Origin of the sequence: Mycolicibacterium hippocampi (assembly GCF_010723735.1) — a bacterium.
Classification (GTDB): Bacteria; Actinomycetota; Actinomycetes; order Mycobacteriales; family Mycobacteriaceae; genus Mycobacterium; species Mycobacterium hippocampi.
In genome coordinates this window covers 651,464-678,133 of sequence record NZ_BLLB01000002.1, presented here as the reverse complement: position 1 = coordinate 678,133, position 26,670 = coordinate 651,464, and the positions used below count along the sequence as shown (strand labels likewise).

Here is a 26,670-nt window from a genome sequence, read left to right as displayed (position 1 = left end):
CCATGAACGCCCGCAACACCACGCCGCTCGGACGGCCGCAGCACCGCATCTGGGCCGACATCACGCCGACCCCGCTGGGGGAATTCGGGGAGCGGGTCACCATCAAGGCGCTGACCGCCGACGTCGCACAGGTTCTGCGCGTCGAGATCGCCGAGGGCACCGCCATCCCGAACCAGGCCGACCCCAGCGAACAGGAGGTACACCCGATGGAACAGATCGACGTCATCCTCACCGGCCGGATGAAATACCTGGTGGACGGACGGGAACTCATTCTGGGTCCGGGCGAGGCACTCGGAATCCCCGGGGGTGTGCCGCATTCCGCGGTGGCGCTCGAACACACCACCATGATCGAGGTCTTCACGCCGATCCCGGACTTTCCCACCAACGAGATCCGGACACCATGAGCTGACGGTGCGCCGTCACCGGCCGCGATTGCTCCCCGCACCGGCGCCGGTTTCGAACTCGGCCATGGTGTCGCGCAGGATGTCGGCGATAGTGGTTTTCGCGAGCGAATCGCACAATGCTGCGGTGGCGCGTTCGTAAACACGGGTGAGTACGGGCTGAATCCCATATCCCACATAGCATTCGGCGTCAGGCGGGGAGGCGTGCATACCGAAGATCTCGCCGCCGCCGACCGCTTTGTAGACGTCGAGCAGAGTGATCTTCGACGCATCCCTGGTCAACGTCCAGCCACCGCTGCGGCTGGATTCCACCAGACCGGCTTCGCGGAGGTCGATCAGGGATCGTCGGATCACCACCGGGTTGGTATTCACACTGGTGGCGATACGTTGCGAGGTGCCTACTTCCTTGTCGGTGCCGCGCCGGTCGAAGGCGATCCATGTCAACACATGCACCGCCAAACTCATCCTGCTGTTCGCGCTCACCTTGCACCGTCCTGACCTCTGCCCCTGATTCCGGCCACACCCACCTTGACTGTAACCAACTTCGTTACGTATGTTACCTGTAACAATGTCAGTTACAGCACCGTATCGGTCGGTCTGTGGGCAGCCGGCGGCCGGGCGTCAACTTGCATCCGGTCAGCACCTTCGATCATCCGACGAGCCAAAGGACTTCACGTCATGAAACTAGGACTGTTCGCCGTCAATGTCGGTGCCGGAGCCAGACCAGCGCAAGCCCGCGCCACTGCCGTCCTGGCTGAGGAGCTGGGACTGGAGTCACTGTGGGCCATCGATCACGTCGTCATGCCGTCGGGCTACGAGACCGAATACCCGTACGACGAATCCGGCAAGATGATGGGCGGGGCTGAAGAGGTCGACATCGCCGACCCGCTGACCTGGCTGGCCTTCGCCGCCGCCGTCACCCGCGACATCAAGCTCGGCACCGGCGTGATCGTTCTGCCGCAACGCAATCCAGTAGTGCTCGCCAAGCAGGCCGCCACCCTGGACGTCCTCAGCGAAGGACGCTTGCTGCTGGGCGTCGGGGTGGGCTGGCTCGCCGAGGAGTTCGACGCCGTAGGCGTCCCGTTCGCCGACCGCGGCCGCCGGCACGACGACTACGTGGCGGCCATGCGCGCCCTGTGGCGCGACACCAAAGCCAGCGTGCACAACACCTATACCCAGTTCGACAACGCCATCAGCCTGCCCCAACCGGCCGCCCGCGCCGTGCCAGTCGTCATCGGCGGCCGTTCCAACCGATCGGCCCGCCGAGCCGCCGGTATCGGAGACGGCTACTTCCCCAGCATCTCCGCACCCGAACAGCTCATTCCGCTGCTGGACATCATGAACGCTGAAGCCGAACGGCTGCAACGCGATCCTGCCGGTATCGAAGTGACAGTGCCCTACCCCGGCAGCACCGCCGAACTCATCGCCGCGGCCGCCGGGGACACCGTAGCCCTCGATCGGGTCGTCACGCAGCTGCGGCAGTTCGCCGGGCTAGGGGTGGCGCGGACACTGCTGGCCGGCCTGGGTGAGGACACGCTGCGACCCCTGCTCAAACAGCTCGCCGACCACATCGACCTCGGCTGAAAGTCGGGCACCAAACCCTTTGACCACCCACCACCATCACTTGAGGAGAAACACAATGGGACAACTCGACGGCAAGGTCGCGCTAATCACCGGCGGGAGCTCGGGCATCGGTCTGGAAACCGCTCGCAGCTTCGCCGCAGAAGGCGCCCAGGTCTACCTGACCGGACGTCGCAAGGAGGTGGTCGACGCCGCGGTCGCCGACATCAAGGCCGACACCGGCATCGAGGTCACCGGCGTTGTCGGCGATGTGTCCGACCTGTCCTCCCTGGACCGGATGTACGCAACCATCACCGAACGCCACGGCCGCCTCGATGTACTCGTCGCCAACGCCGGCAGCGGCCGTCCGATCGGCCTGGCCGAGATCACCGAAGAGCACTACGACACCACCTTCGACGACAACGTCAAAGGCCTGGTGTTCACCGTCCAGAAGGCGTTGCCGCTGCTACCCGACGGTGCCTCGGTGGTGCTGATGTCCTCCATCGCGGGGATCAGCGGTCAACCCGGCATGAGCGTGTACGCCGCCACCAAGGCTGCGATCCGCAACTTCGCGCGCTCCTGGGCACTCGAGCTGGCCCCCCGCGGCATCCGCGTCTCGGCCCTGTGTCCCGGCCCGGTGAGGACCCCCGGTATGAGCAACGTCCTGGCCGAACTCGGCGACGAAGGTGCCAGCGCCATCACCACGCCCTTCGGGCGCCTCGGCGACGCCGAAGAAATCGCCGCCGGCGCCGTCTTCCTGGCGTCCGACAAGGCGTCCTTTGTCACCGGATCGGATCTCATCATCGATGGTGGCGCCAACGTCTGAGGGGTCTGTGACAGCGACCCGTAACAACAACGGAAGGAACAACCACAATGCACACCGAATTTCTGACTCTCGATATCGCCATGGTGACCGTCGACTGCACCGACCCGGAGCCGCTGGCCAATTGGTGGGCCGGCGTCGTCGCAGGCGAGGCGACTGTCGCGGCGCCCGGCGAGTTCGTGACGGTTGCGTCGCCGCAGGGCCTGCGGTTGGGATTCCAGAAGGTGCCCGACCCGACGCCGGGCAAGAACCGGTGGCACCTCGACCTGCAATCTCGCGACAGGGAGGGTGATGTGGCCCGGCTGATCGCTGCCGGTGCCACTGAAGTGGGCCGGAATGCCGCGAGCGCCGAATTCGGGTGGGTGGTTCTCGCCGACCCTGAGGGCAATGTGTTCTGCGTCGCCGGTGAACCGTAGGCCGCAATCCGGCTCTGCAATACCGCCGCTGCCCTCTTGACTGTAACAAGCTTGGTTACATACAGTAGAGCTGTAACAACACTGGTTACACCAATTGGGGCGTGAGGTCGAGCTTCTGGATCTGCCCCGACAATGCACGTATCGACTCGGTTGGAGTAAAGACGTTGAACCCATTGACTATTGATGCACCGCGTGCCGACGGCGCTGCTTCGGGCATGCGGCGGGTGCAGTTCAGCCAGCTCGGCGGGCCCGAGGTTCTGGAGATGGTGCCGCTGCAACTAGAGGCGCTGCCGCCCGGGCACGTGCGGGTCCAGATCCGCACGATCGGGTTGAATCGCTTTGAGGCGCTGTTCCGCCGCGACCACTACGTGATCGCCCCCACATTGCCGGCGACGCTCGGCGTCGAGGCGGCAGGAAGCCTCATCGAGATCGCGTCGGACGTCGACGGTTTCCAGGTCGGTGATCGGGTGGCGATCCTGCCCATCCAGTCGCCGACCGTGGGCACCGGCACCTACGCCACACACGCAGACGTACCGGTCGAAGCCCTCGTCCACATCGCCGATCACCGCTCCGACGAGGAAGAGGCCGCGACATGGATGGCTGGCCTGCAGGCCTACACCCTGGCCACCAAGGTGCCGGTCAGCGCGGGTGACACCGTGATCGTGACTGCCGGGACGTCGTCGGTGGGCACCGCGCTGATCCAGATCGCACACGACCTCGGCGCCACTGTGATCGCGACGACGCGCACCGCGGCGCGCAAGTCCGAACTTGTTGCGCTGGGCGCCGATCACGCGATCGCCACAGACAACGAAGACCTCGCCGGCATGGTTGCCACCATCACCGGCGGACGCGGCGCCACGGTGGTCTACGACACCGTGGGCGGGCCGTTACTGAGTGCTCTCGTCGACGCGACCGCGCAGTTCGGGCACGTGCTCTGCTACGGAGCTCAGACCTCACCGGACATCCGTGCCGCCCGCGTCGATGTGCCACTGGTGGCGCTGGACCGCAAATCGATCTCGTTCGTCGACCTCTTCGAACTCGTGGAGTTCCCCGATCGTCTCGCGGCCGCCAAGTCGTACATCATCGATGCCCGTGAGCGCGGCGCGCTGACGATCGGCATCGACCGCGTACTGGCGTTCGACGACGTGCAAGAGGCCCACCGCATCCTCGAATCAGGCCGTCTGGCGGGCAAACTGCTGCTCTCTGTGACCTAGACGCACTTCGGCCCCTTTCACTATATGGCGGGAGGGGGGTCTTGCGGCAAGGCCCCCGTCGTGCCGCACACTCGTGCAACTGAGTGATCCGAACAGGGGGAGTTGTTGTGTCGCAGAGACCGAAACCGTTCGAGGTATACGACGAGGGCGTGTACCTGCACGGCACCAAAGCCGATCTCTCTGTCGGAGATCTGCTGGTGCCCGGTCGTCTGTCGAACTACGACAAGGATCGCGTCATGAACCACGTGTACGTGACCCAGACGTTGGACGCCGCGGTCTGGGGAGCCGAGATGGCCGCCGGGGACGGCCGCTGCCGGATCTTCGTCGTGGAGCCGCAAGGGCACGTCGAAGACGATCCGAATGTGACCGACAAGAAGCTGCCGGGCAATCCGACCCGCTCCTATCGCACCAAGGAACCCGTGCGTATCGTCGGCGAAATCACCGACTGGGTCGGGCACAGCGCAGAGCAGCTCGACACCATGCGCGCCGGCCTGGCCGATCTCAGGCGCCGGGGGCTGGACGTCATCTACGACTGATGCGTGGCTCTAGCCCGCAGGCGTCACATCCGCGCCGGAGCCCTTCACCGAAGCCTTCGCCCGCTTCTCGGCGCGCACCGCCCTCTTGCCGCGCACGAAGCCGGTCGTCGAGACCGTCGCCGACACGAGTGCATTCTCACCGCCCACGAACGGATGGAACCCGACACCGGCGCCACCGCGGCCCTTCACCGGGATGTCGGCGACTTCGGTGACCTTCCAGCCCTTTTCGGAAATCGACAGGATGGCCTCGCCGTTCTCACACGTCAGCGGCAGGGCGGCGACCACCTGATCGTCATCGCCCGCCAGCTTCACCCCGGCCACGCCATTACCCGCCGCGCCCTGCGGATTGACCGCTGCGGGGTCGATCCGCAGCACCTTTCCCCGGCGCGTCACCAACGCCAGATGGGAGCCGGCGGCCAGCACCCCGGACTGCAGCAGCCCGGTGATGTCCGGAGCCACCGGCATGTCCCGGATCTTGTAGGGCAGGCCGTTGCCGGTGGTGAACTTGACACGACCGTCGGTCCATACCGCCCACCCCAGGCCCGAGGTGAGCAGGTCGCCGCGACTGTCGGAGAGCACGCCGCGGTCATCGAGTCGCCACGACGAGTTGACCTTGCGCTCGCGCGGCCCGTCCTCGTCGGTTTTGGACGTCACCGGGGTGGCGTCGAAGTCCAGCACCGTGCGCCGGTCGAACTCGCTGTCCGCGAACAGCTTCGCCGTCTCTTTGAGTTCCTTGTCGATCACCGTCCGACGCGCATCCGGATTGGATACCAGTTCGGTGAGCGCGACGAACTCGGCGTCCAGCTTCTCCGCTTCGGCCTGCAGCTCGATGACGTCGAGCTTGGTCAGCCGGCGCAGTTGCAGCGCCAGAACGTAATCAGCTTGTTCGGTGTCGATCGCGAACCGGTCCTGCAGTCCCTGGCGGGCCTCGTCGACGGTGTCGGAGCTCCGGATGACCGCGACGGCGGCATCGATGTCGAGATGGATGGTCATCAGGCCGGCCACCAGGTGACGCCGCGCGGTGACCTTCTCCAGCCGGTGCTCGCTGCGCCGCAACACCACCGAGTCGCGCAGATGCAGGAACGCGGCGATCAGTTCGCGCACCGACCACCAGCGCGGCACCCGGTCCTCGTCGAGCGCGACCAGGCTGGCGGCGAACGTGCCCTCCAGCGGGGTCAGCGCGAGCAGTTGGTCGCGGATGGTCTCGGCACTGTGGCCGCGTTTGGCGGTGACCACGATGCGCAACCCGTTGCGGCGGTCGGTGAGATCGGACATGTCGGCCACGCCGGACAGTTCCCCGGATTCGACCAGCGCGCGGATGCGTTCCTGCACGGTGTTGCTCGCGACACCGGGCGGCAACTCGGTGACGATGACGTTCTTCCCGTCCACCGACACCGTGCCGCGCACCGTGAACTGGCCGCGGCCGGTGGTGATGTACTCGCGTAGGCCCGCCGTGCCGACCACGGTTGCGCCGCAACCCCAGTCGGGGCCGGGGATGAGTTTGAGCAATCGATCGTCGGTCATGTTCGGGGTCTTGAGCAGTGCGCGGCAGGCCGCCATGATCTCGCGGGGGTTGTGGGCCGGCACCTTGGTGGCCCATCCTTCGGCGATGCCGACCGCACCATTGCAGAGCAGCACCGGCCACTGGGCGGGCAGCACCGTCGGCTCGATCCACTCGCCGTCGAACGTCGACACCATCGGCACGGCATGATCGTTGAGCTCGGCGGTCAGTGCCGCACCGGGTGCCGACAGCCGCATCTCGGTGTAGCGGTCGGCGGCGGGGATGTCACCCTGGATGCGCGGGAAGGCACCTTGTCCGTCAATCACTTTCACACGCTGGAAATCCGCAGCCATCAGTGCCGCGGCTCCGTACATCGACGCCCCGCCGTGCGGATGGAGGTTGCCGGTGACGGCCGAGCACACCTTCGACGACTTCTGCGGCTTGTTCCCGGGAAGCAGCCTGGAGTCGTGCATCTGATACAGCAGGCGCCGCTGCCCGGGCTTGAGCCCGTCGAACGCGGACGGGATGGCGCGGTCGCTGACGCTGTAGAGGGCGAAGGTCAGCTGGTAGTGGTTCCAGTAGTCGTCGGCCCTCTGGTCGAGCACCAGTTCGGGGTTCTGCTCGGGGATGTCGAGTGTGGCGGTCACAGCAAATCTCCCTATGTCAGGTCGAGAGCAGAGGTGTCGACGCGGGCGGCGACGTCGGCCATCCACGTGCGCCGGCCCTCGGGTGGTCCGCCGAACAGCGTGTGGTGCAACTTCGCCTCGCTGTCGTCGGGATGCACCCGGATGACGGTGCGGCGCCGCGGATCGAGCACGGTGTTCCAGAAGTCGTCGGCGTCCATCTCGCCGAGACCCTTGTTCCGCTGCACCTCCACCTTGCGTTTCGAGGTGGCGCGCAGCTCGGCCACCGCGGCGTCGCGCTCGGATTCGTCTTGGCAGTAGATCCGTTGCTGGCCGTCTTTGACCACGAACAGCGGCGGCAACGTCACGTACACCATGCCCGCTTCGACGAGTGGCCGGTAGAAGTCCAGGAACATCGAGATCAGACTGGAGTTGATGTTGCCCCCGTCGGGGTCGGCGTCGGAGGCGAACAGGATCCGGTCGTAGCGGCACGATTCGGGATCGCAGCTGTCGCGGACCCCGCAGCCCAGGATCCGTTCGATCGAGTCGAACTCGTCCTTGATCCGGGCCTTGTTCACCGTGAACCCGTAGACGTTGGGGGGCTTGCCCTTCAGCGGGTAGGCCGCCTGGAAGGTGGCGTCGCGCGCCGCCTTGATGGTGCCCAGCGCGGAATCGCCCTCGCACAGGAACAACTCGGCACCCGACCCGCGGCCGGTCTCCCGGCTGGGCAGCAGCTTCGGCGGCAGCGACAGGTTGGTTCCCAGCCCCTTGGCTTTCGACGCTGCCCGGGACCGGGCTTTGGCGCCTTCGGCGCTGCGCCGTGCCCGGGCCGATTCCAACGCCAGCTTGGTCCACAGCGTCACGGCGTCTGCGTTGCCGGGATTGGCCGCCCAGATGGTGACGCTGCGCGCCACGTCCGGGGCCATCGCGACGTTCAGCGAGCGCGACGACACCGCGGTCTTGGCCTGGGAGTCCCAACTCACATCTGGTGCCCGGGTGTCCACGGCGAGCGCGGTCACTGCGGCGAAATCCTGCGCTTCCGGTCCGTCCTCGCCTTTGGCCAGGCCCAGGTCGCGGATGCGGGAGGCGCGGTCGGCCAGGGCTTCGGACATCCCTTTCACGGCCGCGCTCAGGTGTGATCCGCCCCCGGGGGTGCGCACGGTGTTGCAGAACGCGGCGACCGTGGCCGGCTCGGCGGGGCCGGCCGTCAGCGACCAGCGGAACGGGGTCGGGCCGCGGCCGGTGGTGTATTCGCCGCGGCCCTCGACCACGGCGCGCACGCCGGGTACCGGAGTGCCGGCGGCGATGCACATCAGGTCCAGCAGGGTCTCGGTGCCCCACGGGCCGTGGAACGGTTCGAGCAACTCGGGCCGGACCTCGTCACCGGGCCAGCCTTCGTCGACGACGATCAGGTTCACCCCCGCAGACATCCGCGAAGCGGCGTGCGCGCGCAGCAGCACCTCGTTGATGTCCACGCTGGAGTCCGGGACCACGGCCGGGTCGAAGAGGATCCGCACCGTGGTGCCGTGTGCGTCGGGCTTGCGGTTGCCGGTGCCGCGCAGCTTCTGCGTGTCGGCGCGGGTGAACGGGGCGTCCGGGTCGAAGTCCTTTCCGTCGAAGGTGCCGGGGTAGCCGCGGCCGAAACTCTGTAGGTAGGTCTTCCCGCCGCGGCGCACGGTCACGTCGGTCCGCGCGGAGATGAACACCGCAGCCGCGGCACCGATGCCGTTCAGCCCGGCGCCGGTGCTCGTGGCGTCGGAATGGACGGAGAACTTGCCACCTGCCCGTGCGGTGCCCAGCGTCTTGACGATGCCGTTCTTGCCGTTGACCGGATCGGAGTCGATGGGCAGGCCCCGACCGTCGTCGGCGACGCTGACAGATCCGTCGGCGTGCAGGGTGATCGTCACGGACGACCCACCGTGGCTGGGGTCGGCGACCTCTTCGATCGCGTTGTCCACCAGCTCGCGCAGCGCGGTGTTGAGCACGTCGAGTCCGAGGTTCACCGCAGGCCGCAGGCGCGTGTGCTGGACATCGTCGAGTTCGGTGATGTCGGCAGCGGTGTAGCTCACTGCTCGTCCTTTCCATCAAGGCCGGTTGGGGGACCGAACGCGCAGGTGATCCACTCGGCAACCACAGGTCTGTCGAGGGAATGGTAGACGGCCGGCCTGACATCTTCATGCGGCCAGGCGGTGAGGGGCGCCGACTGGATTCGGTGTGAGTTGTGCTCGGGAACGACCGTCGACGTAGCGCCGACACATCGCCGAGGCACCAGCCATTCCACATGGGGTATTTGGTCGAGCAGAAGCGGCGACGGTCGGCTTGCCGGATCACCGGATCCGTGAAATAGGTTGTCTGGCAGGGAGACCCCTACTCCGTGTGACCCAGCCGCGCGCTTCCCTTCGTGCTAGCGGTACTCCGGATTCTCATACCCGAAGTGACAACCGGCTTCCCATTCAGAACGCTGATTTCCATACGCTGGGAACCCGCCCGCGTTCTTGAGCAGTTTCGCCATGTGCATCAGGTTGTAGGTCATGAATGTGGTGTTGCGATTGACAAAATCGTTCTCGGGCCCACCAGAGTCCTCGTCGAGGTACGACGGACCCGGACCTGCCGCGCCCATCCACCCCGCGTCCGCCTGAGGCGGCACCGTGTACCCAATGTGTTGGAGGCTGAACAGAATGCTCATGGCGCAGTGTTTGACACCGTCTTCGTTACCGGTGAGCAGGCATCCGCCGGCGCGACCGTAGTATGCGTATTGGCCGTTGTCGTTGAGGACTCCGGAGTAACCGTAGAGTCGCTCGATCACCTGGCGCATCACCGAGCTGTTGTCGCCGAGCCAAACGGGGCCGGCGAGCACGAGGATGTCCGCCGCCAGCACACGCTGGAGAAGGGCTGGCCACTCGTCGGTCTCCCAGCCGTATTCGGTCATGTCCGGCCGGACGCCCACCGCGATGTCGTGGTCGACGGCGCGGATCTGGTCGACCTCGACACCGTTGCTACGCATCAGTGCAACACTGCGATCCACCAATCCCTGGGTATTGCTGACCTCGGGGGAGCGCTTCAATGTGCAGTTGATGTACATGGCTTTCAGGCCGGAGAAATCAGGTGCCACGGGCTGCGTGGTCAAGGGGACTCCTTCTGAATGCGGGATCCGCTGACGTCCGGCTGGGCGCCGGTCTGATTGTGTGACTGATTGTTTGGCCCTGAGCATACTTGACCCACCCGAGATGTGGTCTGTTGCGCAACGCGCGGGACCGTTTCAGTGCGGCACACAAGCGACCAAGGCTGCAGCTGTGTCTGAGCGGTCAGATCGTGCCGCCGGGAAACATCGTCTTGACGGCCTGGGTGATGTTCTCGCGGGCGGCGGCGGCGCCGACGGGATCCAGCGAGCTTATCGCCATCACATAGCGACGTTCGGGTCCGATCACGCCGGTGGACACGTGTAACTGGTTGCCGCCGTTCCAGCAGCAGAACCAGCCCTGCTTGAACGCAACGGGCTCGGCGTAGAGCCCGTCGGGAATGCCGAACCGCTGCGGGTACCCGTCGGTTCCCGTCGGGGTCGCTTGCGTGAGGTTGCCGAGGATGACGTCGGCCTGTTCGGGGGGCAGCCCACCGGTGCCGTTCAACAGCATGTCGTAGTAGCGGACGAGATCGCTTGCAGTGCTCTGCGTGACGTCCCAGCGTCCGTTGGCCGGTGCCGTCGTACCCGTCAACCCGTAGCGGGCGACGACGCGCGCGATGACGGCGTTGCCACCGCTGCGGTCCCAGAACATCTGGGCGGCACTGTCGTCGGAGGAGCGCAGCATGACGTCGAGGGTGTTGCGGTCGGCATCGGACAGTTCCACCTCGCCTCGCGACTCCCGCAGCAGCAGGTCGTCGGCGATGAACAGCTTGACCACGGATGCGATCGGGAAGGGTTGGTCGGGCTCACTGGAGGCGATCTGTCCGGTGTTGCGGTCCAGCACAACGACTCTGATGTCGGCGCCAGAGGCGGCGGCCGCGTCTTCGGTGGCTTGGTTGACGCGGGCCTCGAGTCCGTCGAATGGCGCAGCCGGTGGAGCCGGCGGGGCTTCGGGCACTTCCGTGATCGGTGCCTGCGGCACGACTGATGCCTGCGGCCTGTTCTCCGCGGCCGGCGCCGGCGGTGCACCCCTGACCTCTGCCGCACAAGCGCTGAGCAGCGTTACGCAGACGACCGCCGCGATCGTCGTCACAAGGTTCGGTAACCACCGACGCATGGAGCTCCTCCAGCCAGATCCGGAACCAGGCGAGCTGGGGCTGAGCTGCGCCATCGGTTACCCAATCCTAACCGGCCGTCGACTGTCGGACCCTTGAGTCAAAATTCCGGACGTGGGCAAGCGCAACCGCGAACGGCGGAAGGTCAAGCAGAAGCACCGGTGGCGGTCGGCCACCGGCCGCGAACACCTCGGACCGGACCTACAGCCCGATCGCGAGCAGATCCTCCAGCGTCTCGTCATCACATTGAGTACGGCTGCCAGCGCCCCCACGCCGTGGCGCGCGTCCGAGGTGTTGGAACAGTCTCGCGGCTACGAGCGCGAACTCGACGTTGCTGCCGACCTCGCCGTGCAGGAGGCGATCCGAGCGGCTTGGGAGCATGGGTGGTCGCCGACGGATCTTCACGAGATCTCCCGCCGGAGGGTGGATGCGGCCACCGCACGTTACCTCGACGAGGCCATCGTGCTGGAGTCCCGGCGCTACTCGGCGGCGACGCTGCACCCGCGGTGGCGCACCGCGCTCGCCGACATCGCGGCGGCGGTCGGACCGGCGCCGTCCGCCCCGCAGATGGGGCGCTGGGCTGCTGCACATTCCGCCGACGAGTGCAGCGCACTGACCGTGGTCCTTCAGGTCCTGAATCTCCTGGGGAGGATCCCCGCGATCGAGGGGCTGCTTCCGGTGCCGGGTTCGCACCGCCAGCGGGCCGCTGTGGTCGACGAGGTCGACGAGAAGATGCTTGCCCGGGTGCGCGCGTTGCTGGCCAAGGCCGAGGCCACCGAGTTTCCCGACGAGGCCGAGGCGCTGTCAGCAAAAGCGCAGGCACTCATGGTTCGGCACTCATTGCGGGAAGCGATCGGCGATCATGACCGCGGGCGGTCATCCGTCGCCGCGGCGCGCAGAGTATGGATCGACAACCCCTACGTGGCGGCGGAGGTCGCCCTCGTGCAGGCCGTCGCGGAGGCCAACCGGTGCCGCACTGTCTGGCACAAGGACCTGGGCTGCGTCGTCAACGTCGGCGCCGACAGTGATCTGGACGTCGTCGATCTGCTCACGACGTCACTGCTGGTACAGGCCAGCCGGGCGATGCTGCTCGCTGGACGCCGGCACGACGTTCGTGGTCAGTCGCGTACGAAGTCGTTTCGGCTGTCTTTCCTGGTCGCCTACGCCACCCGGATCGGGGAGCGACTCGCCGCAACCAGTTCGTCGGTCACCGAGGAGCTGCAACGCGACGACCGGTTGCTGCCGGTGCTGGCAGCGCGCGACCGCGCAGTCGACGAGGCGTTCACCCGGCTCTTCCCGAAAACGGTCGCCAGCCCGCTTTCGGCGTACGACACCGTCGGCTTGGGCGCAGGGCGCTCGGCGGCCGACACGGCGATGCTGGACGTTCGAGCCTCGATCGCGGGCTGAGCAGCGACGGCTCGCGCGCCGATGACATCGTCCCGTGGAGGGGCGGCAGCTGGCTGAGCGGTCATGGCATCGACCCGCTACCGTGTCCGGGGACACATGGCCGGACCATGATCGGTACCGCATCGAAGGATCTTTGAAGTTGACAACGCGAATTGGCAGAGTCCGCCTCTCGATTCGGCGGACAGCGTGCGGCGCGATGACCGTCGCGGTGATGTTGGCGATGTCTTTGATGGGGGACGTGCGCGCGGATCCGGCCGCTGACGCGCTGGCCAGGCTCAACGAGGTGTCCGCACAGGCGGTGCAGACCCGTGAGGCCGTGACCGCCGCGCAATTCGATCTCGACGCCAAGCTGGCCGCTCAGACAACGGCCGAAGAGCGCCACCGCGCCGACGCGGCGGCGCTGGAGGTCGCCAACGCCCAACTGCAGACCTCTCAGGCCGCGGTCAATCGGTTGGCCGCCACGATGTACATGAGCGGACGCACCGGTCTGCTGGCCGCCGTGCTGACCGCAGACTCCCCGCAACAGCTCATCGACCAGATGTGGGTGCAGCGGACGTTGCCGGCGGAGATGACGAACCAGGTCAAGGCGTTCCAGCTCGCGCGCGAGCGTGCCGCCGATGCGATCCGAGCCTCCGAGGCATCGGCCACCGACGCCCGTGCCGCAGCCGAGCGCTCTGCCGCGGTGCACGCGGACCTGCAGGCCAAGTGGGACGAACTGCTGCGGCAGATCGCCGACGCGGAGGCGCAGTACGCGGCGTTGACACCGCAGCAGCAGGCGGTGTTCGACACCCCGGCCGCGCCACCTCCTCCGCCGCCGGGCGCTCCGCCGCCAGGCGCTCCGCCGCCAGGCGCTCCGCCGCCGGGCGACCCGGCCATCATCGCCATGCCCCCACCCCCGCCCGGCGAAGTCGTTTCGCCCCTTGCGGCGGTTCTCCCGGATGTTCCGGAGGCGTTGCCGGTCGGCGTCGCGCGGGAAGCCGGTCTGCAGCCCAACACCATCCTGGCCGCCCGCGCCATCAGCTCCCGATTCCCCCAGATCTCCACCATCGACGGAGTGCGCCCGGACTCGAAGCCGTGGCACCCGAGGGGTCTGGCGATCGACGTGATGATCCCGAATCACGGGAGCCCGGCGGGCATCGCGCTGGGAGACGAGATCCTCGCGTTCGTCATGAGCAATGCGGGCCGGTTCGGCTTGCAGGATGCGATCTGGCGCGGCACCTACCACACCCCGGCGGGCCCGAGAGGATCTGGTTACGGTCACTACGACCACATCCACATCACCACGAGACCGAGCGGTTAGCCCGACAACCTAGTGGCCGTAGAGACGCAGAACCCGGGCAGCCGCGGTGGCCACCTGACCGCTCAGCGCCGCGATCGGCGGACCCCCGCGCTGATGGATGACATTCGACAGGACCACCACGTAGGTGTCTGACCCGGGGTCGATCCACAGCGTTGTCCCGGTGAAGCCGGTGTGGCCGAAACTACCGATAGGGAAAATCGTGCCACGCGGCCTGGATTGAGCCGTATCGATATCCCAGCCGAAGCCACGGAGGTTCTGGCCGCTCACAGCTGGATAGTCAGGTGTGGCCGCTTCCCGGCTGGTGGTGTTGGCTGCTTCGAGTTGTTCAGCGGTGTGCCCGGGCTGCTGCGGAGTCGTCATCAGCTCCAACGTCGACTGCGTCAGTGGAAACCTGCTCGGCCGGCCGGCGAGACGATCGAGCAGGGCCTGTGCGAACCGGCCGACATCCTCTGCCGTCGAGAACACCCCCGCGCTGCCGGTCACGCCACCCATGCGGCGTGCGGTCGGATCGTGGACCGTACCGCGAAGCTGATCGAAGTAGTCGGGATTCCTGGCCGGGTCATCCCGGCTGTCTTCGTTGCGTGCCGTCGGCGCCACGCGGGCCAGCAGATCCGTACCCAACGTCGTCCCCTTCGGGAAGTAGTGGGTGTCGGTCATGCCGAGCGGCGTGAACACGTTGTCCTCGACATAGACGTCGATCGCCTCGCCGGTGAGCTTTTCGACCAGCACACCGAGCAGGATGAAGTTGATGTCGGAGTAGTGAAACAGCCCTGGATCGAACACCACCAACGCGGCAAGAGCGCGGCGAATGCCGTCCGCCTTGTCGGGCTTGTCCAGTCCCCACGGACCGTCCAGGCTCAGATCCCCCGCGATACCCGACGTGTGCGTGAGCAACATACGCAGCGTCACCTGCGCCCGCCGCGGGTCTCCTGCCGGATTGAATCGGGGTAGGTAGCTCTGCACGGGTTCGTCGATCTGCACCCGGCCCTGTTCGTGGAGCTGCAGGACGGCGGTCGCGGTCGCGATGCTCTTCGTCAGTGACGCCAGATCGAAGATCGTGTCCTCGGTCATCGGCTCGGCGGGCGACGGTGCTCCGTCCAGTCCGGGTTCGCCGGCCAGCTTGCGTACGCCGAAAGCCTGGTGGAAGACGATCTTGCCGGCGTGGCCGATCTGGACCACCGCACCTGGCAGGCGGCGCGCCGCGATCGCGTCGTCCACCAGTTGCGAGACGGCGGCGAAATCATGTGCCGCAGTCACGTCCCATCCGGTCGGTGCCGGTGGGGCCGACGGCGGTGCGGTTGCCGGCGTCGTGGCCGGCACAGCGGCCGACGTCGTGGCCGGCGGTGGGGACGCCGCGCGTTCGCACGATAGGACCATGCTGAGGGTGAGCAGGACGGCCGCGACCGGGAACGCCCGGCCGAAGCGCGATCCTGACACCGTCACCCGATCGACGGTAGCCGCCTGCCCTGACGCACGGTGCGAAGCCGTCGAATGTGATCACCCGGTGGCGCGCAGATCCTCCACGAGATCGACCTTCTGCCGGGTCTCGATGAGCCGCCGGCGCCGCGCGCCATCACCCAGCAGCAGACGCAACTGACGCCGGGCCCGGTGCAGCCTCGACATCACCGTGCCGACAGGCGTGTTCATCATGGCGGCCACCTCTGCGTAGGGATAGCCTTCGATATCCGTCAGGTACACCACTGTCCGGAAGTCTTCGTTCAGCACCGCCAATGCCGCCCGTACCGCGGGATCAGGTTGTGCCGCAATGAATGTCTGCTCTGCCGACAGGGTCCCCTGCGAGTCGGGATCATCGCCGGTCTGTTCTGCGACGGCCTCCATCGACACTTCGGCCACCCGTCGCTGTGAGGCGCGGTAGTTGTTGATCCACGTGTTCCTCAGGATCTGGTGCATCCAGGCTCTGGCATTCGTTCCGGGGCTGAACGTTCCGTAGCTGCGGAACGCCCGAAGTAGCGCGTCCTGCAGCAGATCTTCGGCGCCGGCGCCCCCATTGGTCAGCCGCGTCGCCGCCCGCATCAATTCGGCACGCAGCGGCATCACCTCGCTCTCGAAACAGGCTGCCAGATCCTGACATTGGTGTCCTCCTTCGTAGTGGACCAACGATTCATGCTCTGCTGTCACAGGTTTCATGACTGCGACGGTAGGTTCGCTGCCCGTCCCGTAGGGGATTCTCACATCGAACACAAAGATCGCACTCCGCCGCGGCGTCAGCGCGGCGCACAAAATATGAAACGTCTATGAACCCTGGCCAGCGGCCTGCGGAGGCGCAACAATGGATCGGTGACGTCCGCGCCGGTGAACAACGACCACGCGCCCCGTCGTGCGATCCTGGGCCAGCTGCCCAGGATGTACCGCGTCGACGGGTCGCCCATCCGGGTGCTGCTCGTCGACGACGAACGTGCCCTGACGAACCTGGTACGGATGGCCTTGCGTTACGAAGGGTGGGAGATCGACGTCGCCCACGATGCGGCGGAGGCCGTCGACAAATACCGGGCCAACACACCCGATCTTCTCGTGCTGGACATCATGTTGCCCGACACCGACGGACTCGGTGTGCTGGCGCAAATTCGTGAGTCCGGCAGCTACACGCCCACGCTGTTCCTGACCGCGCGGGACTCGGTGGTCGACAGGGTCACCGGGCTGACCGCCGGCGGCGATGACTACATGACCAAGCCGTTCTCGCTCGAGGAACTCGTGGCCCGGCTGCGTGGGCTGCTGCGCAGAACGGCCTACCTCACCCCGGCCACCGACGAGTCGCTCAAGGTGGGTGATCTCGCACTCGATGTCGCGAGCCGCGAGGTCACCCGCGGTGGTGTGTCGATCTCGTTGACGTCCACCGAGTTCGATCTGTTGCGCATGCTGATGCGCAATCCACGACGCGCTCTGAGCCGCAACGAGATACTGCGCCAGGTCTGGGACTACGACTTCGGCGGCCGGACCAGCATCGTGGATCTGTACGTCTCGTATCTACGCAAGAAGATCGACGCCGACCGCGAGCCGATGCTGCACACCGTGCGCGGTGTCGGGTACATGCTGCGACCGGCGGAATGATGCGGTCCTGGAAGAGCTGGAGCCTGCGTCGACAACTCGTCGTCGGTGTCTCGGTTGTCGTCACCGTCGCCCTGGCGACATTCGGGACGATGGCGGTCCTGACGATGCGGTCCTCGATTCTCGGCATGATCGACTCCCAGCTGTCCGGCGCCGCCGACGGGTTCAGCAAGACGGTGACGAAGTATCGGACCACGCCCCTGCCCTCAGGTGAGCTGCCGCCCCCGGGGGCGATGAAGCCGCTCGGGTATGTCATGGGCCAGGCACCCGGCAACGTGATCGCGCTGATCCAGAACGGCAGGGTCGTCGACTCTGCGCACTTCGTCGGCGGTGAGGCGGAGCCGTTGCCGCCCGAGGCAGTCGCAACCATCGAGAACCTGTCGCCGCTCGGCGCGGAGCCGCGCACGGTCGAGTTGCCCGGCCTGGAGTGGTACCGAATGGTCAGCCACCCGGGTGACGGTGACGAAGTCCTGGTGACCGGGGTGTCGCGGTCACCTGCGTGGGTGGCGATGGTGCGCTCGACTGCTGTGGTCTCAGGGATGACAGTGCTCGCGCTGGTGATCACGGCGCTGTTCACCGTCGCGATCGTCGGCATCGCGTTGCGCCCCCTTCGCCGTGTCGCCGCGACCGCCGCGGAGGTGGCGACACTTCCCCTCGACCGGGACAACCACGCGATCACAGTGCGGGTACCCGCCGGTGACACCGATCCCCGGACCGAGGTCGGGCTTGTCGGTGACACGCTCAACCGGCTGCTCGACCACGTCGAACACGCCCTGGCCGACGTCGCCGCATCCGACCGGCGGATGCGCCAATTCGTCACCGACGCCAGCCACGAACTCCGCACCCCGTTGGCCGCCATCCACGGTTACGCGCAGTTGACCCGGCAGGACAGCGCCGTGCTACCGGAGACCACCGAGTACTCCCTGGCGCGCATCGAAGCCGAAACGCAGCGGATGCACGCACTGGTCGCCGACCTGCTGCTGCTGGCCCGGCTCGATGAGGGCCAGGACCTGGACACCGCCGATGTGGACCTGACCGAGATCGTCGTCGACGCCGTCAACGACGCGGCGGTGTCCGCACCCGAGCATCGCTGGGCGGTCGAGGCCCCCGACGGTCCGGTCTGGGTGCGCGGGGACCGGGCGAGGCTGCATCAGACGTTGGCCAACCTGCTGTCAAACGCCCGGGTTCACACGCCCGCCGGCACCACGGTCACCACCACCCTCGTCGCCGAGACCTCGGACGACGGCACCGGCCACGTGGAGCTGGCGGTCACCGACGACGGACCCGGAATCGACCGCGAGTTGCTCCCGCATCTGTTCGAGCGGTTCGTCCGTGCCGACAAATCGCGGTCGCGTCAGGCGGGGAGCTTCGGGCTGGGCCTGTCGATCGCCGCGTCCATCGTGGAGGCGCACGGCGGGTCGGTTGGTGTCGACTGTGACTCTGGTTTGACGACGTTCACGGTGCGACTGCCCGCAGCCGCCGTGGCCGCGCAATACGCGCCGGTGTAGTCAAGACGATGTCGCCGGGTCGTTGGCGTGCAGCGGGGGGCGTATGGCTGAGGTGACGAGGTGGCGACGTAACCGGCCGTTCGACGTCTGGAAGAGGCTGGTCAGCGCGGCGACGTTGCCGCGGACATCGTCGCGGGCGGTGAGGTAGGTCCAGCGATGGGCCTCGGGCAGGGCGAAGAACTGCTCGAAGAATCCCGGGACATCGGCCGGTCGCATCCGCAATAGCGCCTCGAGGCCGATCCGCCGAAAGTGGTGGACCACCCGCGCGTCGAGCGGCCAGACGGTTTTCCGGGCCGCCGCCAGTGCCTTTTCCGGCCCGTCCGGGAGGTGTGCTGCGAGCGAGGCGGCTACCTGCGGAGCGAGCCTCAGGGATGCAGCCAGGCTGAACCCGGTCGCCGGATGAATCAACGGGGCGGCGGCACCGAATCCGAGCACGCCGACCCCGCGGTGTCGCGGATGGTCGACCCGGAACGAGACCTTCTCCGATCGGGCGTCCGCCGGCGGGTGGACGCCGTGACGGGCCAGCCGGGTGTGCAGCCGTCGACGCAGCGTCGGCAGCGGTAGCGCCGGCCGCCGCGCCAGCGAGGTCTCCTCGACCAGCACCTGCCCGCCGCCGAGCGGCACCACGTAGAGAAACGTCGGCCAGCCGGTCTCACCGTGGTCGGCGCGCCAGTCCATGAACAAGGCGTCGCCGGGCGCGGTCAGCCGCGCGGCTGTGCCTTCGTCGATGACCAGCCCGTACGCAGTCTGTGCAGCAGCCGCGCGCCGCGACGGCGTCGGGTCCAGGGGCCGCGCCCGGCCTCCGGCGTCGACCACCACCGATGCCCGCAGATGTGACCCGTCGGCCAACTCGACGACGCCGACCTCCGGCGACCCCACCGCGCGCCCGGTATGGATCTGCACCCCCGTCAGCCGCTCGCCGAGGTGCGCACGCAGCGCCGGCACGTCGAGGACGGCGTAATCCCAGCCCAACCGGTGTTCCGTCAGCGCGATCGCCCGGCCGGCGGCGCGGGCCGCAATCACCGATGCCGGCAGGTCGGCAGGCAGCTCCGGGCTCCACATCCCGTAGGTCGCCGTCCAGGGCCGCTCCGGAGCCGGGTCGAGCAGTCCGGTCACCAACCCGAGTCGCCCACACGCCCCAGCCAGGGCCATCCCGGCAGGCCCGGCACCGACCACCAATACGTCCATTGGTCCCATCGTGCCCGGCGGACTAGTTCGTGGCACGCGCCAGCAGTGGGTTCCGGGTGCTGGCCACCACCTGACCCGGCTCGGCGCCGGGGATGAACTTGCGCCAGTCACCGCTGACCATGGTGGGGTTGGGTACCACCCGGGTGCCGTCGGCGAAGTACGTCGTGGCCAGCACGACGCGTGCGGTGCTGGTCCGGTTCGCGCCGGCGTTGTGGAAGCAGCCGGCGGAGTGGAAGCTCACCTCACCCGCCGCGAACGGGCCGTCTTCGACCGGGATCGCTTGTGCGCGAAGGATTGCCGAAACACCACGGTCGAACGACGTTCCGTGCTTGTCGAATTCGAGGTCGGAGACCAGTGTTGCGATGTCGGCACCACGGGCGAAGGCCAGCGGGCCCATCTCGCGCGGGGTCGGCTGCAACGGGATCCACGCTGTCAGCACCTCGGGTGAGTCCAGCGGGAAGTGATGGGCGTCGTGGTGCCACGGGGTGCGCCCCGCACCAGGCTCCTTCGACAGGGCGTTGTCGTGGTAGAGCCGGACCTGGCTGGTGTGCAGCAGCGCGGCTCCGATGCCGCCGAGGCGTGGCGACAGGACCGCGGTGCGAATGAGGTCATCCTCCAGCCACATCATCTCGCGACTCTGGAATCCGACCCCCGGGTCGACGGCCTCGTCCAGCAGCTCGCGCAGCCGGGTTCGCAGCCGCGCCACCGTCCCCGGAGTCAGCACACCGGGCAACTTGATGAACGCGTCCGATTCGAACTGCTCGATCTGCGACGTGGTGACCGGGTAGGGCTCGGCGAGTTCCGCGGCCACCTCGTCGTCGGACGGCAGCGGCCCTGGATCGTGTGGCGGCGGATCGATGAGCGGGCCGGCGGGGGCGGGGCCGTCGGCCAGCGACATGTACCAGTCCCACCACTGGTCGTTGCCCCGGTCCCATTCCACGGCGACGTCGGACGGCGCACCCGCTGCGGTCGACTCGGACAGATGCGGATTGCGAATCATTGTTGCCGCCAGGTGATCAGGTGAGCTTCGTGCTGGAACTCGTACGCGCCGTCGCCACCGCGGCAGCCGGCCAGATACTCACCGAGCACCTCGCTGGCCTCCATCTGGTCCAGCGTCACCGCGTCGTCGAACGCGCAGCGTTGCAGGAAGCCCTCCGCCACAGCACGATCGGACGTCCCGGTGCGGTAGGGCAGCGCCTGGATCTCGACTGGTGCGCCGGCTGCGCGAAGAGCCGCTGTGACCTCTTCGGCGGCAGTATAGGGCGTGGCATCAGGCGCGAACGAGGCACGGTAAGCGTCGTAGAAGCTCAGGTAATGCGAGCGCGACGACGCCTGCGCGACAGCGCCGAACCCGCCGGGGCGCAGCGCCGCAACCATTTTCGCGACGCCGGCACCGAGTTCGGCCGGCGGTAGTGCGTACAACGCATGGGTGGCCCAAGCGACGTCGTAACCGGTGCCGGTGAAGTCCTGCAGGAACACCTCGTGCTCGGCTGCGGCGGCGAACGGCGGGGCCAGTGCCCGGCGCGCCTCGGCGATGCTGAATGCAGAGGGGTCGAGCAGATCGACGTCGACAACCGGTTGCGCGGGCAACCCCGCAGCGAGCAGCGCGGCCGGGAACTTCCCACTCCCACACGCCACATCGAGGAGCCGGACCCGACCGTCGACCGCGTGCCTGGCCAGGTCGGCGCCCCACGACCGGGCAGCGGCCAGTTGACGGTAGTCCTCGGTGGCCAGGGCGTAGAACGCCTGCATCTCCGATCGGCCGGCCTCGCTCCAGTGGTCCAGGCTGCGCTGCGCGGTATCGGGTGGGCTCACCGGTCCAGCCAACCACGGATCCCGGGGGCTGTTTCTTACGCAACAGTGTCGGCCTCGGACATCGGTGGGTTCGCTGGGGTTTTCGGTGGACACTGGCGTCAGTGACAGTGATGGGGCCGCCCCTGCCCCTCGATGGACTTCGGGCGCACATCCTCGATCGACCTGCGCTGCCGGCACTGTCGCCGCAGCGGTACGCCTACACCCACGCCCTGTACGAGGCGGCCAGCGATCAGCGCCCGCGACTGCAGTCGTGGCTGGCCACCGAATTGCCGCCGAGGTTCCCCGGCCACGACCCCGTGCGCGTCGTCGGCGTCGGCGTCGGTGACGGAAGTGTCGACGCGCCACTGGCCGCCGCGTTCGCCGCAGGCGGGCGCCGGGTGCACTACACCGGGGTGGAACCGCACCCACCGGCCGCGGCGGAGTTCAGCACCCGCCTCCATGCACTCGACGTCGAAACGCTGACACCTGCCGTCATCGTGGGTGAGTTCGCCGACCACGTCGCCGGTCCGCCCGTCGATCTGGTGCACTTCGTGCATTCGCTGTACTACGTCGCGGATCTGTCGGCGGCGATGGACCACGCTCTGAGCATGGTCAGGCCCGGCGGGCTGCTGGTGGCGGCCATCGCACCGCTGCGGCCGCTGTGCGTGTTGACCGAACTGCTCTGCCCTTGGGGCGGGTCGAAACCGTGGTTCGCCGAGGACGTCCGCGCGCAGCTCGAGCGGCGCGGGCTGTCCTCGAGAACCGAGACCGAGACCATCGTCGGACACCTCGATGCGGGCGAGGCGTTGGGTGACCCTGTCGGTCGCGGGGAGGCTGTGCTGGACTTCCTCATCGGAGCCCGTTCGCGGGCTCTCGAACCCGAACCTCGCGAGTGGTTGCTCGACTACCTGCGCGAGATCTCCCTACCTGGCCGTCCCGGCATGCTGCCCCACCCCGTCGACGTCGTCGTCACCCGGGTGCCCTGAATTCACCTGTTCTCCAAACCCGTTGGGCGATGGAATCAATCGCCCGCCTCGCCTGTTTGAAAGAGCAGTTCCGCCCGTCGACGGAATTGTAGAGAGGGAAGAGGCGAGCTCGATGAAGAACATCGGATTGGTAAGTGTGATCGCGGGCGCGATGACGGCAGCTGTGATCGGCTTCGCCGGCCCTGCGCAGGCTGACGGCAATGGGTCCGGTTTCAATGGACGGGACGGCGGCTCAGGATTTGACTGGGGATACCGGTACGACCGTGATCACCGCAACAACCCCTGGCGGGACAAGATCTTTCCGTCGGTGAAGGTGCCGCAGGTCGACACGTCGGTGCGCAACTGAGCGACTGTCGTGACATGAGGGCGTCCGCATCTGCGGGCGCCCTCGCGCGTTCCGCGGACCGGGACTGTGAACCATCCTGAAGTACCGTCGTCGCTGGCAGGTGATGACGGACGGAGGCGCCGGTGTGGTGGCGGAATACGGCAGCCGGGCTCGACCGGCTTGTTGCGGCGACGCCGGACTCGCGGGACCGGGTCGTCGACGCCGCCCGCGCCCTGAGCATCGTGGTGGTCGTGATGTGGCACTGGACGCTTTCGGTGACCCACCGAACCGCCGACGGCAGCCTGGTGATGCCGAACCCGATTCATGTGGTGCCGGGTGGCTGGGCGGCGACCTGGGTGCTGCAGGTGATGCCGCTGTTCTTCGTCGTCGGCGGCTACGCCAATCTGGTGGCTTTCGAGCGGGCTCGTGCAGAAGGAACCTCAGCCGCCCGGTTCGTCGGCGGCCGGTTGCGCCGGGTGCTCTGGCCCACCGCTGTGTGGGCCGCCGCCTGGCTGATCGGGGAGGCCATCGGGAAGGTCACAGCGGCGGCACTGCCCGGCCAGCACCGGTGGATATGGCAGTGGTTCCCCGGGTACCTCACCCCGCTGTGGTTCATCGGTGTCTACACGGTGCTGATCGTGCTGGTGCCTTTCACCGCGGCGCTGCATGCCCGCGCAGGCGCGGCGGCACTGATCGTGCTGGGCGGACTGATTCTTGCCGGCACCGCCGTGCAGCGCGGCGCGGGACTGGTTTGGGTGGCCTGGATCACCGCCGCACTCGTCTGGGTGTTCTGTCACCAACTCGGCTACGCATGGCGTGGTTGGCAACTCGGACGTCGTCCGCTGATCGTTCGGATGGCCATTGCCGTGGCGGGGCTGGCCGCGCTGGTCGCGTTGATGGTCGCGGGCCTTCCGCGGTCGATGGTGGCCACCGTGGGGGAAGCGGAGTCGAACCTCTTCCCGACGAACGCCACCATCGCGGCGCTGGCGGTGTTCCAGTTGGGGCTGCTGGCCCTGATCACGCCGGCCGCCGAAAGGCTGTTGCGCCGACCGGTGTGGTGGAAGCCGGTGGTGGCGATCAACGCGGTCGCGATGACGGTTTTCGTCTGGCACATGACCGCCTACCTGGCGGTGTTGTGGATCTACGAACAGGCAGGGGCCACGCTGCCGGCCACGCCGACCGGCGCGTGGTGGGCACAACGCTGGTTGTGGCTCGTCGCGCCGCTGCCGGTGCTGGCCCTGCTGGTCATGGTGTTCGCCCGCGCTGAGGTCGCCGCCCGCAGGCAGAGCCGCGCCGCCGAGACGTAACCGAAATCATGTTCGGGCCCGTGGCCGCTGCGGCAACTCGAACTCGACGTGGGTCCACCACAGGTCCCCGTTCGGAAAGGCAGGGACAACCTCAGCCGGACTTCGCCTTACCGAAACGCGGCACCCCGGCGAGCAGGCCGCGTTGCGGCACGCCGAGAACGGGTTCGGCCGCGACCCCGAGTTCTGCCAGGACATCGTTGGCGGCGAGCACTCCCGACATCGCGGATCGTTCCATGAGCCCTGAGAGATAAGGCATTTCGACGTAATCGCCGGCGACACGAAGCCCGCGTGCATCGGTTCGAACCCCCGGCCGGGTCCCTGCAGAACCGGGCGGGAACGCCGGCGCCGTCGCCTCGAGCTGGTCGTAAGTGTGCAGCACGGTTGCATCGGCCGTCTCGGGCCACAGCGTCGCGAGTTCGTGCCGCAGCGCCCGGGCGGCTTCCGTCGCGTCGCCGAGGCGGCAGGAGTACGAGTGCAGTTCGACCACCGAACCCCCCGTGACGCCGGCCCACCGGACACTGGGCTCCTCGAACCGCGAATACACGGCGATCGAGTCGAGGTTCGGTTGACCGCTGACCGCACTGAACGGCGGGCGCTCGGCAGCGACATCGCGGTCGAACCAGATCCTGCTGACCGCGAACGGCGGTGCGACCCGCAAGCTTTCACATTGACGAACCAGCAGTGGCGCGTGTCCCGTCAGAGGGGAGGCGGCGACGACGGTCTGCAGTGCGCCCGGGTCGAGCGCCAGGACGAGGTGGCGCGTGGTCAGTGCCTCGCCGCCGGCGTCGACCCGCCAGTTCTGGTCGTCCGGCTCCACTGAGGTGACGCGAACCCCGGTGCGCACGTCGGCACCATGTTGTTTCAGGTAGTGCCGCAACGGGTTCCAGATCGCGGTGGCGTAGTCGGTGGTGGGGACGTCGAACCCGATGCCCTCGGGGTTGCCGAGGAAGTAGTAGTGGAACATCGCCACCAATTCGGCAGCGGACAGTTCCGCCTGATTGCAGAAGAACGATCGTGCGAAGGCCTCGAACAACATGCTGCGGCTGCGTTCGGTCATCCCGAACTGATCCAGAAAGGTGGCGGCGTCCATGTCGTCGAACTCGGCGTAGGTGGCGGCGCGGTCGTAAGCCAGCAGCGCGCGGCCGGTGTCGGGGTTGGCCGCGGTGAGTTCCCGTCGTGTCAGACTCTTGGAGCGCAGGGCCAGTGCCAGCAGGTTCAGCGGGGGCGCGGCCGGGAGCCCGGACAGGTCCTCGGCAGGCCAACTCGCAGAGATCACCGGGTAGCTCTTCACCGGCGTGAGGAACGCCAACTCCGGGTCGGCGCGCCGAAGGATGGCGCGCCAGGTGTAGTAATGCCGGAAGAAGGCGTGGAACCCGTGCTCGACCATCTGCTCGCCGCCGCCGGGGAGACGCTCGGGCCAGGCACCCAACCGTCCGCCGAGATACCCGGCACTTTCCAGCAGCGTCACGGCAACGCCGCGTTCGGCCAACACGACCGCCGCGGAAACCCCGGCGATCCCGCCGCCGACGACGACGGCCTCGGTTCCGGGCGGCACGTCGTGGGCCAGCAACGGGTCCGAGGTCACCAGCCGCCGGGGACGCATCCGCAGAGGTGCTGCTCGACTGGTCATCGCATCGGTCACGTCGTGTCCTCGATCATCGGCTCGCGGCGGGCGAACCGCGCCATGGAGATGGCGAACGGCACGGCTACCGCCCCCATCAGCACGCCCCCGGTCACGGCGGATCCGGGCAGTCCGAAGAAGGCCGCGTGGCCCAGCACCGACGAGAAATAGACCCACAGGTACAGCGTCGCCGCAGGCCATGACGGCGCGGCAGGTCGCGGGAGCGCCCAGTTGAGAAGCGACATCACCACCGTGGAGACCAACAGCCATCCGGCGTAATTGGACAGCGGGATACCGGGGACTAGGGGGAGCCCGTCCTGCGGATCAGACCAGACCCAGTGGCCCGCGCCCACCATCTGCGGATCGAGGAACACGTCCCACGCGGTCAGCGCGAACGCCGCCACGAGCACCACGGCCAGTCCGTTCCTGGCGAGGGTTCGCCCGACCACCAGCGCCGGCCACGCCATCATCACCCAGGCCATCGGCACGACGACAGGTACACCGGCGAGTTCTGGCCCGAGGGTCCCGGTGTAGCTGTACTGACCGAAAGGAAAACCGGTGGCGACGCCGATCGACTCGGCGAGCAGACCACCCACGCCCGCCGCCGCGATCAGCGACAGAACGCCCTTGGCACCGTGCACCCGGCCGATGTCGGTGAGCGAGGCGAGGCAGAACACCACCACGCTGGTCGCCGTGACCGGAGTGCGCCACGGTTCGGGCATCAGCGGGTACAGGATCTGCACGGCGATGGCTGCCGCGACAAGCCCCCACACCACATGATGGGGACGCGTCGGCGCGATCGGCACCGCAACCGCCACGGTCAGACCTCCACAGTCACGATCGAATGCCGGCGTGAAC

26 protein-coding genes are annotated in these 26,670 nt (G+C 67.6%); 13 read left to right on the top strand and 13 right to left on the bottom strand.

The genetic code is table 11. The features are described from left to right. Positions 1 to 2: 2 nt before the first annotated feature. Positions 3 to 404 (top strand): cupin domain-containing protein, encoded by a 402-nt coding sequence (locus G6N53_RS04290; protein ID WP_237166698.1) that lies wholly within the window; start codon positions 3 to 5, stop codon positions 402 to 404. A 15-nt stretch (positions 405 to 419) separates the two neighbouring features. Here G6N53_RS04290 and G6N53_RS04285 read toward each other — a convergent pair whose 3' ends face one another. Next, positions 420 to 884, bottom strand: a complete 465-nt coding sequence (locus G6N53_RS04285) for an Rrf2 family transcriptional regulator (RefSeq protein ID WP_163887385.1) — start codon at positions 882 to 884, stop codon at positions 420 to 422. Between the two features lie 195 nt (positions 885 to 1,079). On the opposite strand from G6N53_RS04285, the gene G6N53_RS04280 reads away from it, so the two are divergent. The 5 genes from G6N53_RS04280 to arr all read left to right on the top strand — a co-directional run bounded on the left by G6N53_RS04280 (position 1,080) and on the right by arr (position 4,950). Next, positions 1,080 to 1,985 (top strand): LLM class F420-dependent oxidoreductase, encoded by a 906-nt coding sequence (locus G6N53_RS04280; RefSeq protein WP_163887384.1) that lies wholly within the window; start codon positions 1,080 to 1,082, stop codon positions 1,983 to 1,985. 55 nt (positions 1,986 to 2,040) lie between these two features. Further along, positions 2,041 to 2,787, top strand: a complete 747-nt coding sequence (locus G6N53_RS04275; protein ID WP_163887383.1) for an SDR family NAD(P)-dependent oxidoreductase — start codon at positions 2,041 to 2,043, stop codon at positions 2,785 to 2,787. A gap of 62 nt (positions 2,788 to 2,849) precedes the next feature. Further along, positions 2,850 to 3,200: a VOC family protein gene (locus G6N53_RS04270; protein ID WP_163895453.1), complete on the top strand. Its 351-nt coding sequence runs from the start codon at positions 2,850 to 2,852 to the stop codon at positions 3,198 to 3,200. Positions 3,201 to 3,373: 173 nt separating this feature from the next. Further along, positions 3,374 to 4,414, top strand: coding sequence for a zinc-dependent alcohol dehydrogenase family protein (locus tag G6N53_RS04265; protein WP_163887382.1), 1,041 nt, complete (start codon positions 3,374 to 3,376; stop codon positions 4,412 to 4,414). 107 nt (positions 4,415 to 4,521) lie between these two features. Beyond that, positions 4,522 to 4,950: an NAD(+)--rifampin ADP-ribosyltransferase gene (gene arr / locus G6N53_RS04260; RefSeq protein ID WP_163887381.1), complete on the top strand. Its 429-nt coding sequence runs from the start codon at positions 4,522 to 4,524 to the stop codon at positions 4,948 to 4,950. 9 nt (positions 4,951 to 4,959) lie between these two features. Here arr and G6N53_RS04255 read toward each other — a convergent pair whose 3' ends face one another. The 4 genes from G6N53_RS04255 to G6N53_RS04240 form a co-directional block, all read right to left on the bottom strand. Further along, positions 4,960 to 7,098, bottom strand: a complete 2,139-nt coding sequence (locus G6N53_RS04255; RefSeq protein ID WP_163887380.1) for a DNA gyrase subunit A — start codon at positions 7,096 to 7,098, stop codon at positions 4,960 to 4,962. Between the two features lie 11 nt (positions 7,099 to 7,109). Further along, positions 7,110 to 9,143, bottom strand: coding sequence for a toprim domain-containing protein (locus tag G6N53_RS04250; protein ID WP_163887379.1), 2,034 nt, complete (start codon positions 9,141 to 9,143; stop codon positions 7,110 to 7,112). A 335-nt stretch (positions 9,144 to 9,478) separates the two neighbouring features. Beyond that, on the bottom strand, positions 9,479 to 10,156 hold the full coding sequence (locus G6N53_RS04245; protein WP_237166697.1) for a flavodoxin family protein: 678 nt from the start codon (positions 10,154 to 10,156) through the stop codon (positions 9,479 to 9,481). Between the two features lie 223 nt (positions 10,157 to 10,379). Then, positions 10,380 to 11,312: a serine hydrolase gene (locus G6N53_RS04240; RefSeq protein WP_163887377.1), complete on the bottom strand. Its 933-nt coding sequence runs from the start codon at positions 11,310 to 11,312 to the stop codon at positions 10,380 to 10,382. Positions 11,313 to 11,424: 112 nt separating this feature from the next. Here G6N53_RS04240 and G6N53_RS04235 point away from each other — a divergent pair, with 112 nt between their 5' ends. Together G6N53_RS04235 and G6N53_RS04230 are read left to right on the top strand one after the other, a co-directional pair. Beyond that, positions 11,425 to 12,717 (top strand): DUF2786 domain-containing protein, encoded by a 1,293-nt coding sequence (locus G6N53_RS04235; protein WP_163887376.1) that lies wholly within the window; start codon positions 11,425 to 11,427, stop codon positions 12,715 to 12,717. A 196-nt stretch (positions 12,718 to 12,913) separates the two neighbouring features. Next, positions 12,914 to 14,017: a coiled-coil domain-containing protein gene (locus G6N53_RS04230; RefSeq protein WP_276000752.1), complete on the top strand. Its 1,104-nt coding sequence runs from the start codon at positions 12,914 to 12,916 to the stop codon at positions 14,015 to 14,017. A gap of 9 nt (positions 14,018 to 14,026) precedes the next feature. On the opposite strand, the gene G6N53_RS04225 is transcribed toward G6N53_RS04230, so the two are convergent. The 3 genes from G6N53_RS04225 to G6N53_RS04220 all read right to left on the bottom strand — a co-directional run bounded on the left by G6N53_RS04225 (position 14,027) and on the right by G6N53_RS04220 (position 16,165). Next, positions 14,027 to 15,274, bottom strand: a complete 1,248-nt coding sequence (locus G6N53_RS04225) for a serine hydrolase domain-containing protein (RefSeq protein ID WP_371870805.1) — start codon at positions 15,272 to 15,274, stop codon at positions 14,027 to 14,029. Continuing rightward, complete coding sequence (locus tag G6N53_RS30410) at positions 15,258 to 15,383, bottom strand: hypothetical protein (protein WP_264065056.1); 126 nt, start codon at positions 15,381 to 15,383, stop codon at positions 15,258 to 15,260. The genes G6N53_RS04225 and G6N53_RS30410 overlap by 17 nt, the downstream gene beginning before the upstream one ends. A 131-nt stretch (positions 15,384 to 15,514) precedes the next feature. Next, entirely contained in the window at positions 15,515 to 16,165 is a 651-nt protein-coding gene (locus G6N53_RS04220) for a sigma-70 family RNA polymerase sigma factor (RefSeq protein WP_205390281.1), read from the bottom strand. A 216-nt stretch (positions 16,166 to 16,381) separates the two neighbouring features. Between G6N53_RS04220 and G6N53_RS04215 the strand changes: the two genes are divergently transcribed. Beyond that, entirely contained in the window at positions 16,382 to 17,086 is a 705-nt protein-coding gene (locus G6N53_RS04215) for a response regulator transcription factor (protein ID WP_163895447.1), read from the top strand. Then, complete coding sequence (locus G6N53_RS04210) at positions 17,086 to 18,591, top strand: sensor histidine kinase (RefSeq protein WP_163887374.1); 1,506 nt, start codon at positions 17,086 to 17,088, stop codon at positions 18,589 to 18,591. The genes G6N53_RS04215 and G6N53_RS04210 overlap by 1 nt, the downstream gene beginning before the upstream one ends. Here G6N53_RS04210 and G6N53_RS04205 read toward each other — a convergent pair whose 3' ends face one another. Genes G6N53_RS04205 through G6N53_RS04195 form a run of 3 tightly spaced genes read right to left on the bottom strand, consistent with a single transcriptional unit; the run spans position 18,592 to position 21,594 of the window. Beyond that, positions 18,592 to 19,779, bottom strand: coding sequence for a lycopene cyclase family protein (locus tag G6N53_RS04205; RefSeq protein ID WP_237166394.1), 1,188 nt, complete (start codon positions 19,777 to 19,779; stop codon positions 18,592 to 18,594). A 22-nt stretch (positions 19,780 to 19,801) separates the two neighbouring features. Continuing rightward, a complete protein-coding gene (locus G6N53_RS04200) occupies positions 19,802 to 20,779 on the bottom strand; it encodes a phytanoyl-CoA dioxygenase family protein (RefSeq protein ID WP_163887372.1) in 978 nt (325 codons plus the stop codon). Then, the gene (locus tag G6N53_RS04195) at positions 20,776 to 21,594 is read right to left on the bottom strand and encodes a class I SAM-dependent methyltransferase (protein WP_163887371.1); all 819 of its coding nucleotides are present in this window, start codon (positions 21,592 to 21,594) and stop codon (positions 20,776 to 20,778) included. The genes G6N53_RS04200 and G6N53_RS04195 overlap by 4 nt, the downstream gene beginning before the upstream one ends. 110 nt (positions 21,595 to 21,704) lie before the next feature. Between G6N53_RS04195 and G6N53_RS04190 the strand changes: the two genes are divergently transcribed. The 3 genes from G6N53_RS04190 to G6N53_RS04180 all read left to right on the top strand — a co-directional run bounded on the left by G6N53_RS04190 (position 21,705) and on the right by G6N53_RS04180 (position 24,191). Then, positions 21,705 to 22,559 (top strand): methyltransferase, encoded by an 855-nt coding sequence (locus G6N53_RS04190; protein ID WP_237166695.1) that lies wholly within the window; start codon positions 21,705 to 21,707, stop codon positions 22,557 to 22,559. A gap of 22 nt (positions 22,560 to 22,581) precedes the next feature. After that, positions 22,582 to 22,905, top strand: coding sequence for a hypothetical protein (locus tag G6N53_RS04185; RefSeq protein ID WP_308206996.1), 324 nt, complete (start codon positions 22,582 to 22,584; stop codon positions 22,903 to 22,905). Positions 22,906 to 23,027: 122 nt separating this feature from the next. Continuing rightward, complete coding sequence (locus tag G6N53_RS04180; RefSeq protein WP_205390280.1) at positions 23,028 to 24,191, top strand: acyltransferase family protein; 1,164 nt, start codon at positions 23,028 to 23,030, stop codon at positions 24,189 to 24,191. A gap of 91 nt (positions 24,192 to 24,282) precedes the next feature. Here G6N53_RS04180 and G6N53_RS04175 read toward each other — a convergent pair whose 3' ends face one another. Both G6N53_RS04175 and G6N53_RS04170 read right to left on the bottom strand, forming a co-directional pair. Further along, positions 24,283 to 25,833: an FAD-dependent oxidoreductase gene (locus tag G6N53_RS04175; protein WP_163887369.1), complete on the bottom strand. Its 1,551-nt coding sequence runs from the start codon at positions 25,831 to 25,833 to the stop codon at positions 24,283 to 24,285. Then, the gene (locus G6N53_RS04170) at positions 25,830 to 26,630 is read right to left on the bottom strand and encodes a carotenoid biosynthesis protein (RefSeq protein WP_237166392.1); all 801 of its coding nucleotides are present in this window, start codon (positions 26,628 to 26,630) and stop codon (positions 25,830 to 25,832) included. The genes G6N53_RS04175 and G6N53_RS04170 overlap by 4 nt, the downstream gene beginning before the upstream one ends. Positions 26,631 to 26,670 lie beyond the last annotated feature (40 nt).

Excerpts from the sequence above, each read along its gene's own strand:
- G6N53_RS04220 (WP_205390281.1), bottom strand. The coding sequence starts at position 16,165 with ATGAAACCTGTGACAGCAGAGCATGAATCGTTGGTCCACTACGAAGGA.
- G6N53_RS04290 (WP_237166698.1), top strand. The coding sequence starts at position 3 with ATGAACGCCCGCAACACCACGCCGCTCGGACGGCCGCAGCACCGCATC.
- G6N53_RS04230 (WP_276000752.1), top strand. The coding sequence starts at position 12,914 with ATGACCGTCGCGGTGATGTTGGCGATGTCTTTGATGGGGGACGTGCGC.
- G6N53_RS04210 (WP_163887374.1), top strand. The coding sequence starts at position 17,086 with ATGCGGTCCTGGAAGAGCTGGAGCCTGCGTCGACAACTCGTCGTCGGT.
- G6N53_RS04275 (WP_163887383.1), top strand. The coding sequence starts at position 2,041 with ATGGGACAACTCGACGGCAAGGTCGCGCTAATCACCGGCGGGAGCTCG.
- G6N53_RS04190 (WP_237166695.1), top strand. The coding sequence starts at position 21,705 with ATGGGGCCGCCCCTGCCCCTCGATGGACTTCGGGCGCACATCCTCGAT.
- G6N53_RS04205 (WP_237166394.1), bottom strand. The coding sequence starts at position 19,779 with ATGGACGTATTGGTGGTCGGTGCCGGGCCTGCCGGGATGGCCCTGGCT.
- G6N53_RS04240 (WP_163887377.1), bottom strand. The coding sequence starts at position 11,312 with ATGCGTCGGTGGTTACCGAACCTTGTGACGACGATCGCGGCGGTCGTC.
- G6N53_RS04245 (WP_237166697.1), bottom strand. The coding sequence starts at position 10,156 with ATGTACATCAACTGCACATTGAAGCGCTCCCCCGAGGTCAGCAATACC.
- G6N53_RS04215 (WP_163895447.1), top strand. The coding sequence starts at position 16,382 with ATGTACCGCGTCGACGGGTCGCCCATCCGGGTGCTGCTCGTCGACGAC.
- G6N53_RS04280 (WP_163887384.1), top strand. The coding sequence starts at position 1,080 with ATGAAACTAGGACTGTTCGCCGTCAATGTCGGTGCCGGAGCCAGACCA.
- G6N53_RS04200 (WP_163887372.1), bottom strand. The coding sequence starts at position 20,779 with ATGATTCGCAATCCGCATCTGTCCGAGTCGACCGCAGCGGGTGCGCCG.